The 13,191-nt window shown below is 57.5% G+C and carries 19 protein-coding genes; 7 read left to right on the top strand and 12 right to left on the bottom strand.

The genetic code is table 11. The features are described 5' to 3' along the window. Positions 1–62: 62 nt before the first annotated feature. Both E4631_RS19820 and E4631_RS19815 read right to left on the bottom strand, forming a co-directional pair. Positions 63–653 (bottom strand): hypothetical protein, encoded by a 591-nt coding sequence (locus tag E4631_RS19820; RefSeq protein WP_133658902.1) that lies wholly within the window; start codon positions 651–653, stop codon positions 63–65. A 126-nt stretch (positions 654–779) separates the two neighbouring features. Then, positions 780–1,526: a hypothetical protein gene (locus tag E4631_RS19815; RefSeq protein ID WP_133658903.1), complete on the bottom strand. Its 747-nt coding sequence runs from the start codon at positions 1,524–1,526 to the stop codon at positions 780–782. A gap of 120 nt (positions 1,527–1,646) precedes the next feature. On the opposite strand from E4631_RS19815, the gene E4631_RS19810 reads away from it, so the two are divergent. Next, positions 1,647–1,895, top strand: a complete 249-nt coding sequence (locus E4631_RS19810; RefSeq protein WP_166648190.1) for a helix-turn-helix domain-containing protein — start codon at positions 1,647–1,649, stop codon at positions 1,893–1,895. Between the two features lie 166 nt (positions 1,896–2,061). Here the strand turns inward: E4631_RS19810 and E4631_RS19805 are convergent, their stop codons facing one another. Then, complete coding sequence (locus E4631_RS19805) at positions 2,062–2,352, bottom strand: hypothetical protein (protein WP_133658905.1); 291 nt, start codon at positions 2,350–2,352, stop codon at positions 2,062–2,064. A gap of 138 nt (positions 2,353–2,490) precedes the next feature. Continuing rightward, entirely contained in the window at positions 2,491–3,048 is a 558-nt protein-coding gene (locus E4631_RS19800; protein ID WP_133658906.1) for a hypothetical protein, read from the bottom strand. Positions 3,049–3,157: 109 nt separating this feature from the next. Here E4631_RS19800 and E4631_RS19795 point away from each other — a divergent pair, with 109 nt between their 5' ends. Continuing rightward, positions 3,158–3,412, top strand: coding sequence for a helix-turn-helix domain-containing protein (locus E4631_RS19795; protein ID WP_205704276.1), 255 nt, complete (start codon positions 3,158–3,160; stop codon positions 3,410–3,412). On the opposite strand, the gene E4631_RS19790 is transcribed toward E4631_RS19795, so the two are convergent. Continuing rightward, positions 3,363–3,734: a hypothetical protein gene (locus E4631_RS19790; protein ID WP_133658907.1), complete on the bottom strand. Its 372-nt coding sequence runs from the start codon at positions 3,732–3,734 to the stop codon at positions 3,363–3,365. The genes E4631_RS19795 and E4631_RS19790 overlap by 50 nt on opposite strands. Positions 3,735–3,850: 116 nt before the next feature. Between E4631_RS19790 and E4631_RS19785 the strand changes: the two genes are divergently transcribed. Further along, a complete protein-coding gene (locus E4631_RS19785) occupies positions 3,851–4,078 on the top strand; it encodes a helix-turn-helix domain-containing protein (RefSeq protein WP_133658908.1) in 228 nt (75 codons plus the stop codon). A 92-nt stretch (positions 4,079–4,170) separates the two neighbouring features. Here E4631_RS19785 and E4631_RS19780 read toward each other — a convergent pair whose 3' ends face one another. The 6 genes from E4631_RS19780 to E4631_RS19755 all read right to left on the bottom strand — a co-directional run bounded on the left by E4631_RS19780 (position 4,171) and on the right by E4631_RS19755 (position 7,617). After that, on the bottom strand, positions 4,171–4,725 hold the full coding sequence (locus E4631_RS19780) for a hypothetical protein (protein ID WP_133658909.1): 555 nt from the start codon (positions 4,723–4,725) through the stop codon (positions 4,171–4,173). Between the two features lie 59 nt (positions 4,726–4,784). Further along, positions 4,785–5,168, bottom strand: a complete 384-nt coding sequence (locus E4631_RS19775) for a hypothetical protein (protein ID WP_133658910.1) — start codon at positions 5,166–5,168, stop codon at positions 4,785–4,787. Between the two features lie 4 nt (positions 5,169–5,172). Then, a complete protein-coding gene (locus E4631_RS19770) occupies positions 5,173–6,111 on the bottom strand; it encodes a hypothetical protein (RefSeq protein ID WP_133658911.1) in 939 nt (312 codons plus the stop codon). A 120-nt stretch (positions 6,112–6,231) separates the two neighbouring features. Continuing rightward, a complete protein-coding gene (locus tag E4631_RS19765) occupies positions 6,232–6,735 on the bottom strand; it encodes a hypothetical protein (protein ID WP_133658912.1) in 504 nt (167 codons plus the stop codon). A 118-nt stretch (positions 6,736–6,853) separates the two neighbouring features. Next, a complete protein-coding gene (locus tag E4631_RS19760; protein ID WP_133658913.1) occupies positions 6,854–7,162 on the bottom strand; it encodes a hypothetical protein in 309 nt (102 codons plus the stop codon). A gap of 5 nt (positions 7,163–7,167) precedes the next feature. After that, entirely contained in the window at positions 7,168–7,617 is a 450-nt protein-coding gene (locus E4631_RS19755) for a hypothetical protein (protein ID WP_133658914.1), read from the bottom strand. Positions 7,618–7,853: 236 nt separating this feature from the next. On the opposite strand from E4631_RS19755, the gene E4631_RS26015 reads away from it, so the two are divergent. Further along, entirely contained in the window at positions 7,854–8,021 is a 168-nt protein-coding gene (locus E4631_RS26015) for a hypothetical protein (RefSeq protein WP_166648191.1), read from the top strand. A 104-nt stretch (positions 8,022–8,125) separates the two neighbouring features. On the opposite strand, the gene E4631_RS19750 is transcribed toward E4631_RS26015, so the two are convergent. Then, positions 8,126–8,827, bottom strand: coding sequence for a nucleotidyl transferase AbiEii/AbiGii toxin family protein (locus E4631_RS19750; protein ID WP_133658915.1), 702 nt, complete (start codon positions 8,825–8,827; stop codon positions 8,126–8,128). A gap of 1,276 nt (positions 8,828–10,103) precedes the next feature. Here E4631_RS19750 and E4631_RS19745 point away from each other — a divergent pair. The 3 genes from E4631_RS19745 to E4631_RS19735 all read left to right on the top strand — a co-directional run bounded on the left by E4631_RS19745 (position 10,104) and on the right by E4631_RS19735 (position 13,007). Further along, positions 10,104–11,237 carry an AAA family ATPase gene (locus tag E4631_RS19745; RefSeq protein WP_133658916.1) on the top strand — a complete coding sequence of 378 codons (1,134 nt, stop codon included), beginning with the start codon at positions 10,104–10,106 and terminating at the stop codon, positions 11,235–11,237. Next, positions 11,234–11,908: a DUF4276 family protein gene (locus E4631_RS19740; RefSeq protein WP_133658917.1), complete on the top strand. Its 675-nt coding sequence runs from the start codon at positions 11,234–11,236 to the stop codon at positions 11,906–11,908. Before E4631_RS19745 ends, E4631_RS19740 begins: the two co-directional genes overlap by 4 nt. A gap of 310 nt (positions 11,909–12,218) precedes the next feature. Then, positions 12,219–13,007 carry a hypothetical protein gene (locus E4631_RS19735; RefSeq protein WP_166648192.1) on the top strand — a complete coding sequence of 263 codons (789 nt, stop codon included), beginning with the start codon at positions 12,219–12,221 and terminating at the stop codon, positions 13,005–13,007. Positions 13,008–13,191: the final 184 nt, after the last annotated feature.

Raw genomic sequence — 13,191 nt, 5'->3', positions numbered from 1 at the left:
CGTAGAGCTATGGTAGGTTAGGGAAGGCGTTAAAAGACCTGAACGTAAGCCCGAGAGGAACCCTACTCGTCATTGTCGGCTTTGAGCAGAGCCTGTTTCTTGGCCGCCAATTCAGCTTCCAGGGGCTTGCTGAGCACGTCCAGGGTACCTTCCCGCCCAAAGCCCCGGGCTTGTTCCGAAAACACGGCCCGGGCCCGACTACCATCCCAGAAGAGCTGATACTGCCCCTGGGCTTGGCCCGGTCCTAATAAATAGATGGCCTCGGCCCGCAGCGTGGCCGCGTCGCCCACCGCCCGAAACTGGGAGAATTTGTCGTCCAAAAACCAGTAGAGCTGGGTCGGTACCTGGGGACGGTGCTTGCCAAACCAGCCGGTGGCCTTGGCGCCGGCAACTTCCTCTTCGGAGTAGGTTCGTGACAGTTCCCCAGGGCTAATCGGCAGTAGCCGCATCTTAGGAAAGGCACTCACCGGCTGGCCGAAGGTGTGGCCGGCGATACCATTGAGCGAGTCAACTTTGGCCCCGAACGGGAACTGAGCCGCCGCGGTTTTAGGGGTCGCCGGGGTGGAGTTGGAGTCAGCGGAGGAGCAGCTGCTGAGTAGGCTCCCGGCGAGAACGGCCAGGGTTGGGAAGTAGGCGTAAATGGGTAGGCGCATCAGTTACGTAAGGGGAATAAGGAAAAGAGAATTACTTGCTAGCAGCTTACCAGGTGCCGGCGGCAGGGGGTAGGGCATTAGGCGGGCGAAGAAGCAAGGCGACTAGTTGACGGGGTGGCCGGTCAGCTAGAACAGCCCCTGCTCGTTCCATACTGCCGCGCTTGCTAAGCCGGGATATTCCCGGCTCTCGCCCACCTGCACCCGGCAGTAGGGGCATTTAATGGAGTCGGAGACCAACTCCAGCCCGGGGTCATAGGTCAGGTAATAAGCCGGGCTGCCGCAGCGCGGGAGGGACTCGCCGGCCTCGTAATAGTGGTAGGGTACCACGTGCACCGCGGCCGAGCGCCACCCGGCCGCGGCCGCCCGCACGGGGGGAAGTCGCCGTTGGTATTCGCTTAAATCGGCCGCACTGAGAACCAACCGGATAGGGGGTAGCAAGTGAACGAGCGCCTGGTGAATCCCCTGCTGGACTTGTTCCAGGAGCGGACGCAGGACTTCGGGGGTGGGCGGCTGCCCCGCGTCGAGTGCGGCTGCGGCCGGTTGCAGCAGGCGGTGCACACGGTTCAGCTGGTAGCCGGCTTCCCGCTGGGCCTCATCCTCGAAGATGTCCCGGAAAGCGTGGAGCGGAATCCCCTCGTTGTCGGGAGCCAGCACCCAGGCCAGATTAAAGCCCTGGTCCTGGTAGAAGCGCAGCAGCGCGGCCAGGTTAGCCGCCGTGCTGCGGCCGGTGTCTTCCAGTTGGGCGAGCGCCGCGCCTGACACGCCGGCCTCGCGGGCCACGCGGGCGCGGGGCCAGGCTTTCGGGTCGTACGCTTCCGCGGCCAGCGTAGTCCGGAGCTGGTGGAAGCGTTCGCCGAGGGGTAGAGCGGGCATATCGGGGACTGTAGTGAGTAAAGCGGTGTTCCGGAGTTGGGGCCGCAAGGTAGCAAATAATTCGGTTTTGGATAAGTATGTTATACCAGCAGGCTGGGCAGTAGAGGTGAGTTTGCGGCCGTGAAAAATCCGGCCAGTGTCGAGGCCTTCGGCGTGCATTTGAGAAAGCTGCGGGAAGCGCGGGGGTGGAGCCAACAGGCCCTGGCGGATTACGCCGATGTGGCCAAGCTCACCGTGCAGCGGATTGAGCACGCCAAGGGGGCGCCCACCCTGGATGTCCTGGTTTCGCTGGCCCGGGCCCTCCAGCTACCGCTGCGGGAATTGATGGATTTTGCCGATGCAGAAAGCAGCGCAGTAGGACCGACTTAGCTCAGCGTTAGCTGAAGCAATAGCCTGAGTAAGCCGGCCGGTAACCGTAGCTTCGCTACCAGCGGGCAAGTGGGCGAGGCTGTGCGTCAGCACCGGCGGATTTCTCCGGGTGAGCCGGCTTGCGGGTTGAAGTAGCTACCGGCGGCCCCACCGCGTGCGCCGGATACTAGCGCAGCCACCAGGCGCTCACCTCTAAGCCTGCTCCCAACACCAAGAACCCCACGAGGCCCAGCCACCCCCAGCGCTGGCCCGCCGATTCGCAAAGCCGGGCCAGCCAGCCCATGGTGACGAGCATAACGAGGTACTTGGCTAGCACCGGCAGCGCGTTTGAGGAGAACACCAGGCTGGCCGCCAGGCCGCCCAGCCTCAACGTCAGGCCAGCATAGGACCAGGTCATGGATAATTCAAACAGGCGGGTGAGCCCCAGGGGTAGCGAGGGGATGCGAAGCTTAGGCATGGAGCAGCAGGAGTGTCGGTAAGTATTCCGGGGCGGGAGGCCACGTAACGCGGGGTAGGCAGCGGTTAGACAGCCCAACCCGGAGGCAGGGTGGTAGGGCGCCCCCGGGCTGAGTAGGCAGCAGCTAGCCGGAAGTTGCTAGCTATAGCCCATCTCGCCGCGGGCGCGGCGCAGCTCGCGCACCTGCTCGTGCGCGGTAGCGCGCGCCAGGGCCGGGTCCACGCGGCCGGGGCGCCCCTGCGGTCCCCGGTGCGTGGCGTGGAAGAGTTCATCAACCACGGAGTTGCCCAGCGCCAGATTGGTCACCAGCGTAAAGACGCGGCTGCCGTAGGCCAGCGGGTTCGCGGCCATATCCGGCAGGGCTTCCAGGGCCTCGTCCTGGTAGTTGAACAGGCGCTTGAACACGTAGGCGGCGCGGTCCGGGGAGATGGGCGGGTCGAGCTCTGGCAGCTCCGAGAAGGCCGCCAGCCGCTGCGTCAGGTGTTGGAGGTCCTCGTCGTCGAGGTAGACGGCGTCACCGGCCACCCACACATCGGGCTTAAGCTGAAGCAGCACATCGGCCCAGGCACCGAAGCTGAGCGTCGGAAAGTGTTCCGGTAGGGCCGCCATCGAGTAGGCCAGGACCAGGCAAATTTGGTGCGGCGTTGCCTGGGCGTAGGGGATGCAGATGGGAGTTGGGTCGGGCGAAGGGGGCATGGATGCAGGTAGTGCAGTGGGGCGCTAGCGGCCGCAAGGTAAGGGGAAAAAGAAGATTGTAATCATATGTGATTACAAGGCGGCTGATTTTTAGGTCCAGCTTGCCGGGGTGAAAAATGAGGTGGTTTTGCTGGCCTTTGGGCAGCACCTGCGCCAATTGCGCGAGGCGCGGGGCTGGAGCCAGCAGGCGCTGGCCGACGTGGCGGATGTGTCCAAGCCCACGATTTACCGCATCGAGACGGCCCGTTATTCTGTGACGCTGGACGTGCTCGTCTCGCTGGCCCAGGCGCTGGAGATTCCGCTGGCCGAGCTCGTCAGCTTTGCAGGGCCCGCTCCTCGCCCGGCGGTGGAGCCTGGTCGGTAGCGTTTGCCGTAGTCCACGTCGGATACTGGCCAACTGGTTCTGCCGGAGCTTTACTCCGTCGGTAGGCGTTTTCGCCCCCGTCGCGCCGCAATTGCCCGGCCTCGGTTTTGAGGGCGCGGCGGCGCTCACGTAAGGCTTCACGCAGGGTATCGGCGACCTGCGCCCCCACTTCCCGCTCGATGGGCACGGTCAGCGTTTCGGTGACGGTGTGCAGGGTGAGGGCTACGAAGCCCTCTAACTCCAGGGCAAGCAGCGTCCGCTGCTGCACCTTGGCCCGGCGACGGGCGCGGCGCACCTGGCGCAAGTGTTTACGGTAGCACATAAGGGTGACGAGCTGCCAGGCTAAAGCAGTAGCAGCAACACAAACTTACGCACTTTCTTGCAAAAGGGGAAACATATGTCCACAAAATCTGCGCTGCTTGGCCGGAGCTTGCGGAGATGAAGAAACCTGCCAGCATTCAGGCGTTCGGGCAGCACCTACGGCGGTTGCGCGAGGCGCGGGGCTGGAGCCAACAAGCGCTGGCCGATGCGGCCGATATTACTAAAAAGACGATTTACCGCATGGAGACCGCCCAGACGGCACCCACGCTGGACGTGCTCGTGTGCCTGGCCGAGGGGCTGGAGATTTCGCTGGCGGAGTTGGTGACCTTTACGGCAGCTACCTAAGTAGCTCACACCGGTAAGCCTAGGGGGTTGCAACACAACTGCCACCAAGCTGCTATTGCTCTTCTGAAGCAGGCTTATGAATCCGGGCTCGTTCAATGGGCCTGAACAAATCCCGCCCGGTATAGAAAATCTGCTCCGAGCAGCATTGGTCGGTAAGCCATGCCAACTAACGCATCTGCCCGGCGAGCTAGAACGTTCAATGACAGGTCAGCCGCGAAATCACCTTTTGCCAGCGTGGTACTGAAGGTGATGTCGATAATTTCCATACTGGGCAGTGTCAGCCACGCGTGGAGCTTGACTTTGGGGTCTGGGGTACCTTTAGTTAGTAACTGCTGTAAGTAAGCCTCATCACAGTAGAAGTAGTGACCGCCCGCCTCAAAATCGACCCAGCCCACGGTATAATATACTTCGCACCTTAGCCAGCGCTTCACTACGGGTGCCAGGCGGTAGTGCAAGGCGATACACTGCGCGCTTAACTGCGCAGCGTTGAGCGGACCAAGCGCGTAGTGGATAATATAGGGTAGTTCTTCAACGGCTTGGCTGGTCAACCATTGCTGCTGCATTGCCGACTTAGCTGGAGGCAAAAAGTCGGACAATCCTAGCCGCTGGTTGCGGGCCAGAGCCGCTAAAAACGCTTCATAGTACATTGCTGGCAGTCGAAACGAGACAGATAGGTAAAAATACCCCAGCCTAAAGCGAACGCAGCCTAGTAATTCAGCAAAATGATATTACGCGTGCGTTGGTCTAAAAAAACCAGCTCTATCAGTTTCTCCAATTCCGCTCTAGTAGTTGCTTGTCCAACTACTCTCCGATAGGCGCAAACTTCTACGGGGTAGCCCTGGCCTACCCGGCAATTCAACTCCATGACCGTTTCGGTATAGTGGCGATACACAAAGCTCAATTTTACCTCATACTTATGCGAGATGGGCAATTCATCCGCGTCGAATTTACTTGTAGTGAGCAGCAGCACCGCTATTTTCTGGTTATAGCGGGATTCAACCTGCGTGCGCAGTTGGGCTAGCACGTTTTCGATTTCCCGGTAGGGTCTCTCAGCCTGGCGGGAAGTAGGTAAGTCTAGAGTAAGAGCCATTGCGCTAAAGAATTAAGGTAAACGTGAGGGGAAAGTGGTCGGCGAACTGCGCTTTCTGGCGCTCGATACCGCTGAGCATCTCCCGGCGCAGGGTAGGTACTTCCACTAAAGATAACGAAGACGGCACAAACGAGCCGGCTAGCTCCCGAGAGACGATTACCTGGTCAAAGAGGTGCCAGAACAAACGTCGCGAGGCGCTTTTAGCGTAGTAGAAGCTGCCACCCATGCGCCGGTCTACGTGAGTGGGATGATAATCACCCAGCAGCGACCAACAAGGATTGTAGAAAATGGGTGTTTTGTCGTAGTGCCGCTCCGTATTGGGGTTTGCCTGCTCGCGATTACCTAGGGCGTGAAAACCCAGGGGCTCTACCATCCCAGCATCAAAAGGATTCATATTAAAGTCACCCACTACGATGATGCGGTTGTGGTAGGTAGCCGCCTGATTAGTAGCCGTTGTAAGTAATTTAGCTTTATAGCTGTGCGCTATCTGCAATTGGCTTACCTCGTCCTGGGCCAGCTTGCTGGGGAAGTGTACGCTGGCTAGCAGGTAGGCCTGCCCGTTCACTACTAGCTGCATCTGCACCAACCGGGTGATGCGGATGCGCAGCCGCCGGACGGTTTCCTCGTAGTCATCACCAAAGGGCTGGGTAGCAAGCACCGTGCTTTGCACTTGCTTGACCACTGGCACGGGGGCAGCCAGGGTCAGGCTTAGCTTAGCCGGTTGGTAGTACACGCGTTGCTGTAAGGACTGGCCACTCTTGGTCTGAATAAGTAATTCCAGCAGTCCCCAGCGGGCTAAAAAGCCGGTAGTCAATCCACTGGGGCACTCGCCTAACAGGAGCACATCGGCGGGCTGACGAGTGCGGAACAGCGCGTTCAAGACTTTTTCCTGCGTGAAGCCTTTGTTTGCCGTGTTCCAATAAAGAAACTTTATGTTCGCCATGAAAAGCGCGTTTACAATTGCGTCGCCTAAGTAACAACCCGAGCTGGGTAGGCGGATAGATAAGCGCTTAATCCACCCGCAGGGCAACTAGGGCGGTTGTCCTGTGGGTGGATAAGCTGCTTATCTAGGCAAGCCTGCGGGCAGGGGCGGACTGCTCGGCAAATCCCAGCGCCACGCCAGTATTACCTGTTCAGCCAGGGGGTAAGGCTGGCCCAGATAATTCAATAAGGCAGTAAGTCGGGGGCCTTGGTCCCTTGTTCCTACCTCGGCTAGCACAGCGGCCCGCAATTCCTGACCACGGAGCCAGCGCTGGGCCAATTCAAGGGTGGGTAGCCCATAGATAGGAGGGTCCAGCAGGGGCAACTCGGGCGAACTAGCCACGTGCTGCACTAATTGCCTCAACTCGGTAGCTTCCAGCGTGACCGTATCCAGACCGGTGAGCACGAGCGTGGGCTGAAACTCGAAAAGCGCCCGCATCCAGGCGGCGGGGGAAAGAGTAGGGAAATGGTAGCGCAGGCGCTGACGCACAAACGCCAGTAGCTGCTCCCGCTGGATTACTGAGGCTTGGGCATAGGGCAGGTGCCTGGGCGCTGGGTTAGAAGTAGGAGGAACTAAGAAAGACATAGAAAAGCTGCTCATTAGCAGAGTAATATCATAGAGATGAAGAATGGCAGGGGCACGCCGGGCCAGCTCGCCTCGGGCCAGCCGAGACGGGGAAGCTTGCCGGCCGCAGGCAGGAAGCTTACTGGGCGGCGGGACTGGGTGGGGTTGGCCGCTCGTGCGCTCGCAGGCGTTGGCTTTCCTGCCAGTCCTGGCGGAGCTGGCGAGCCTCTTGCTTCCAAGCGCGGCGGCGGTCGCGTAGCGCCTCCCGCAGAGTGTCAACGAGTTGGCCAGCCTCTGCCCGCTCGACGGGAATCGTGAGTTGCCGGGCGTGGGTATGCAGGGTGACGGCGGTCAGGCCATCCAGTTCCAGGACGAGCAGCCAGTGCTGCTGGGCGCGGGCCGCGCGGCGGGCGCGGCGAATCAGGCGCAGTTGCTTACGGTACCACATAGCGGCTAGCGGCGCAGCAATTGCGCGTAGGGGATAGTGTGGGTCGGTTGAAAGAGCGCTGTGGCCCAGCGGTCGAAGGTGCCGGCCCAGCGGTCAGCGCAGTCGGGGAAGAAGGCGCCGGGTACCCAGGTCAACCTGGGCTCACGCTTACGCGGGCGATGGCCCCGGAAACTAGTGGGGCGCAACCGGCGCAACGTGGCGCATAGGGTGTGGTGGCGGCGCTGGCCGGCAGCTTCGGCTCGGCGACGGGCGATTTCGGCTAGCACGTTCGCGCCCCAGCGGGTGAGGCGGGCAATGTCCTCACTTTCGTGGACGAAGTGATTGGCTCGCAGTTGCTCCGCTTCGCTGAAGAGGGGGTTGCCGATGAGGGGCAACAGGACGTGCTGGCGCAGCTCGCCTAGGGAGGTGGGAGGTTCGGCACTAGCCATGACCTGCCCGTTTACATGATTTTTCATGTAATTTTGGAGTGTGAAGGGTTTGCAATAACCCAACCCGTAGTGCCTGCTGATACAGGTGCTATATCGGAGGCCAGTCGTTACCAGCGGCTGGCCTCTTTCGCATGCTACGAAGTGTGGGCACTCTTTCCGAGTACTGCAAAAGTATCAATACTTTTTTGATATAAAAAGCTTTTTTACACCAAAATACCCAAAAGTTATTGATACTGGTTAGGGAAGGATTTTATCTTTACCCCATGAAAAAAGAGAAGACAGCGCGCACTGGCAAGAAGCAAGTGGGATTAGAAGTCACTGCGGAAGAAAAACAGCTTGCTGAGAAGGTAGCTAAAGAGCGTGGATTGGGCTTCTCTGCTTTAGTACGTCTCCTTATTAGGGATGAAGCTCGTCGGCTTGGTATTGAATAAGTTCCACTAGCATTTGATGTACTTGGGCATAAATTGTCACCGAGTGGAAGCAGGTTAAAAAGATGATGGGTTTCCAGTCCGAATAGATTACAGCCATCGCGTATTCAAATCGAACTATTAATCAGTTGCCGAAGTCGGCGTCCCACTTCATATTTGCGCTCATAGCCTGAACCTGGTGGTAGTACTCCTTCCACTACGTCCAGCAATTCGGGGCGGCCAAATAATTCGGTCAGTTGTTGGCTAATGTAAGTGCGCACAGATAGCTCTGCATCAGCTACTTCTTGCATCAGGGCCGGACGATTATCCACCACATGGACGATGTCCTCTAAGTCTTGACTTATCCATAAGTCTTGCCAGCCTCGGTTGCGCAAGGCTACGAGCTTTGTGGCTAGGAAATAGGGTGAGCTAAGAATACGAATGGTTGTGGCATCCGGTAGCCTATAAGGCACTGCGTGGACAAAGCCAGCTGGATACCACTCATTACTAAACCCCAGAATTGGTTGAGTAGGGATAATGTCTACGGTGAGCCCATTGGGAGCCTTCCAACGGCCAATAAACTTAGCCTCCGTATCATTTGTAAACCCTAGTAGCCGTAGTTCTTCTTCTAAGCGGTGGAAAGCGCTCAGTGGGGCAACTTCTACAATACAATCCACATCGTCCGTCGTGCGCGGCTCGGGGGTAGGACCGGTAGCGGTGCTATACAGATTAACTGTTGCGCCCCCAACGAATACTACTTGGTCGCGCAACGGCCCCAAAGCATGCGCTACTGCCATCAGGCGAGGCAGGTTACGTGACTCAGTGGGCATGGCGGACAGTAGGAGAATGAATGTATTCAGTCAATAACTTACTCGCGGCGATTCGTTCACGTGGGCGACCTAAGCGTAGCGCGTCTACTAAAGCCAGTAAATCGTGCAACCGTACGTCGCGCCGGGCGGCGGCAGGTACCCCAGCGTACAGCGGGTCGATAGCGGCCCCCCACATTTCTCCCTCGGCAGTGGGCCACACGTAAGCGGGCTCGACCCCGAAAGTTTGACTGAGAGGAGGAGCACTCGCTCCCGTGACCATACCCCGAGCGAGCGGACCTGGATGTACGGCAAATATATAAGGCAGGCCATACAGAAGTAGTTCAAGTAACCCTTGACGATGCACATCTAAGCGCTGTGGGTCGGCGGCCAACAAACGGCTGAACCGACACCGAGCTAAGGAGTCGGAAATCTCAGACGTACTAAGCTCTAGTGCATAGGCCAAGTCTTTTCCTTGCCACCGTTGTTGCGGCCAGTTAGCTAGCACCTTTAATAGCAGCACGATGTCTTGTGGGCGTAGTCCATTAAACTTGCGCATATTTTATAATCCGCAATCCATAATCCACGGATTGCGGATTGCAAAATTACGCAAGGCTAGCGCTTAGTCTTACTTAGCGCTCAGAAAAGCTAAGTACACGCCTCACTTATAATGATAATGGAGAAAACTACTTTGACAGTCCTCAGTCGTACCCTTTGCCACTAGATGAGTCAGGCAATTTGGGCATCGTCAAGCAGCTACTTGTTGTAAGAATCTGGCTGAGCGAGACTGCGCTTATAATCCGGCATCTTTCTATTGTTTTCTGTGCTCATGGCCAAGAAGCACACGTCTTTCGCTGTCCCCAATCTTAGACTACCTCATCTTTCGACAACCCACTGCCCACCTATCCTAAAGACGAAGCTAACGCTCGCGTCAAAGCCTGCTAAGCCCACTAAAGCTGAGGTGGGCGTGAAAGGCAAGCGTCAGCGGCTAAGCTGCTCAGAAGATGTCCGGGGTACGTTGACGTTTGTAAAAGCCAGTGAGTTATATAATTAGCAGACTCGCCTGGAAGCCATTGCCCGGACGCAGGCTACGATTGCGGACCTGGAACAACAAGTAGCTCAACTTGAGGGCTAGCTGTTGTTATCACCTGCTTTTTCGCTAAGGTAGCTTGGTTCAATCAGGAGGCAGGTGTAGATATTTGCCTTGCAAAAGTGCTGCGTCAAGTAGGCTGGTTGCGAAGTAGTTCCCGGCGCATTCTGGTTTTAAGTAGGAGCCAAAGGCTTTTTCGTAATTTGCAGCATGATTGAGCGCATCCAGATTAGGGGATTTAAGTCCATTCGTGAGTTGGACTTGTCTTTGCGGCCGCTTAACATCCTTATCGGTCCCAATGGAGTAGGCAAAAGCAACTTCATTTCTTTCTTCAAGCTGCTGAACCAACTTTATGAGCAGCGGCTCAAAAAGTACGTGGCCGACAATGGCTACATGAACGCCCTACTCTTTTTTGGTGCCAAGCACACCGAGCGGCTTTCCGGGTTGGTTGATTTTAATAATACCAACGCGTATGCGTTTCAACTTACTTCCGATGCTACCTCCGAGGCCGTACTGGAAGAAGAATGGGATTCGTTTAATGGCATTGGCGACCAGGACAAGGGCTACGATAAGTGGCACATCAATTACTGGACGCAGGCGGGCCGCGAGAGTAGTATCAAAAACAACCACAGCCACCGGGCAGCTCATTTGAAGCGCTTCTTACAAAGCTTCAAGATTTACCACTTTCACGATACTGGCCCCAAGGCGCTTATCAAAGGCCCAAGTCGCATAGAAGACGTGGAGCGGCTTTACGAGGATGGCCGCAACCTCGCGGCTTTTCTGTTCTTTCTGCAGAATCAGCACGCCAATAGCTTCCGGCAGATTGAGAAAGCAGTGCATTCCGTGGCCCCCTTTTTTCAGGGCTTTAACCTGCATCCGTCCCCCAACAACCCGGATTTCATTCAACTGGTGTGGAAGTCCGTTGATGACAGCGAACAAAACTTTTTTGCGGCGCAGCTTTCCGATGGCACGTTGCGCTTCATGGCGCTGGCCACGCTGCTGCTACAGCCCAATCCACCGCCTACTATCCTGATTGATGAGCCAGAGCTGGGCTTGCATCCGTCTGCCATTGGTAAGCTGGCTGCGCTGCTGCAGAAGGTAGGGGCCCATAGTCAAATTATCATCTCCACCCAATCAGTAGAGCTGCTCAATTACTTTGAGCCGGAAGACGTAGTGGTGGTGGAGCAGGAAAGGCTACTACCGCTTGCCCAGCGGGAAGGGGGACCCGCCCCGCCCCGGCAGTCCGTTTTTCGCCGGCTGAATAAAGCCGAGCTTGCCCGTTGGCTGGAGAAGTATAGCTTGGGAGAGCTCTGGCAAAAGAACGTAGTGGGCGGGCGACCATGAGGGACCTGTACATCATTGTGGAGGGGGAAACGGAAGAAGAATTCGTGAAGCGGCTGCTGGTGCCCTATTTGTACGCTCGGGGGCTTACGGGCCACATCCAAGCCATTCTGGTCTTTGTGAGTGGGGGCGGGCACGGCCACAGCAACACGCAGCACTTTCTGAACACGATTGAGCCTGTGCTGTACCAGCGGGGCGAGCCGGTTATCACGTCGCTGCTCGACTTTTTTCGCTTTCCGCGCAAGCAGGCGGCATTCGCGGCCTGCAGTGCGTTGGCTACGGCCAGCCAGCAGGCCAACTGCTTGGAGCAGGCGCTGTTTGATGCGGTGCAGGCCATCAGGCCTTACCGGTATTTCGTGCCCTACGTGCAGGTCCACGAGTTTGAAGCGCTCTTGTTTGCTGATGCAGCGGGACATGCCTTGCACGCGCCCGGTATCCTGGCGGATGTGGCGGCCGTAATCGACGCGTACTCGGCCCCCGAGGAAATCAATTCGCGGCCCGAGTTGGCCCCATCAAAGCGGCTAGCGGCTATATACCGGGCGCACCGGCAGGCGTATCGCAAAGGGGCCGATGCTGTGGATGTCGCCGAGCTAATCGGCATGGACCGGCTGCTAGAAAAATGTCCTCGCTTCAAGGCCTGGGTAGAAAGCCTGCTTAGTGCGACGCAGGCGTAAATGGCACCGCCGAACTAGGTACCTGTGCCGGGTGAGGGAGGTGCAAAACTTTCACTTTCTATGATAAGCGCAAAACTCGTTGCATTGCCCAATGGACAGTACCATCCTACACTTAGTCTACAGTCCCGGTAAGGTCGAAAAGCTGTATCAGCGGTTTCGGGAGCTAGTAACGGACGGCCAGCTTTTTTCAACGCTACTAGAAAACTTCCCCTTGCGCTCCCGCAGTGGCGAAGCTGCCGACCACGCACTTTACTCGCCCTCACTAGGCATATGGGCCAGTCCGGGTTCGCTAAGATGGAATGCGTTTGGCGTGGATAAAACGCCGGTCATGGTGGTGCAAGTAAATTTCCAGGAGTACCACGCCACGCCACGCCGTGTAGGGGCAGCATTTACCACGGACGCGGCCGGCCAGCCGGTAGTGGTGCATCGGGGCCACATTGGGGGCGGCCGGGAAGGTATTGGCCTGCAACTGATGCTGGAGGCCTACGCGGGTGAGCGTGCCGTGTTGTGTGAAGAAGACGGCACCCAAACGCCCTGTTTTGTGGTAGCTCAAGTAGAATCGCCCCTTTTTGGAAAGCAACTGGCGGCATTTGTGACGAATGTGCAGCGTCTCAAGCAGACCACCACTCATCCGGGCTTGAGCGGAATAGCGCCGTCGCTATTAAAGTTTGACAGCCAGATTTTTCAGCCGGAAAGGCTTGGCAGCAGTGCCCGCAGCGGTACCAATAAGGTTGACTTCACGCATGCAGTGGTGGTAAATGAATTGGAGAAGCAGCTAAAAAAGCTGGTTGCCCCGCGAGGCTGGCTTACCAGCAGCGATGTGCACCGAGATTTGCTGCTGCTCGATGAAGGCGGGGCCCGGGCCTTGTTTGAAGTCAAATCGATGCTCACCACCCAAACCTTATGTACTGGCCTTGGGCAGCTACTACTTTACAGCGCGCCCCTGCCTGAGGTGAAGCGCATACTGGTGCTACCCGAAAAGCTACCCGTTTCGGTGCAACAGCAGCTAGCGCACTGGGGTATTCAAGCGCTCCAGTATGATTGGCAAGGCACTTCTGTTCGATTTCAGCATTTGGCAAAATTAGTTGCCAGGCTATAGCCGCATTAGTGGGTGACGTAGTAAGCCAATCCGTAGCACTAAATGGCAGATGGCCGCTGGCAGCAAGTGTTGTTGCATATGCAGTAGCGCTGCCCACCTGTCGGCAAAACTTGGTCTGAGCAGCAATTACAGTTGCTGATACCTTCTGACTGCCTTCAGTTCGCTCCTTTTTCGCTATGCTACT

Source organism: Hymenobacter sp. UV11, from assembly GCF_004684095.1.
In the GTDB taxonomy this organism is placed as follows: domain Bacteria; phylum Bacteroidota; class Bacteroidia; order Cytophagales; family Hymenobacteraceae; genus Hymenobacter.
The sequence above is the reverse complement of the archived record's forward strand: the minus strand, read 5'-3'. Positions and strand labels throughout refer to the sequence as shown.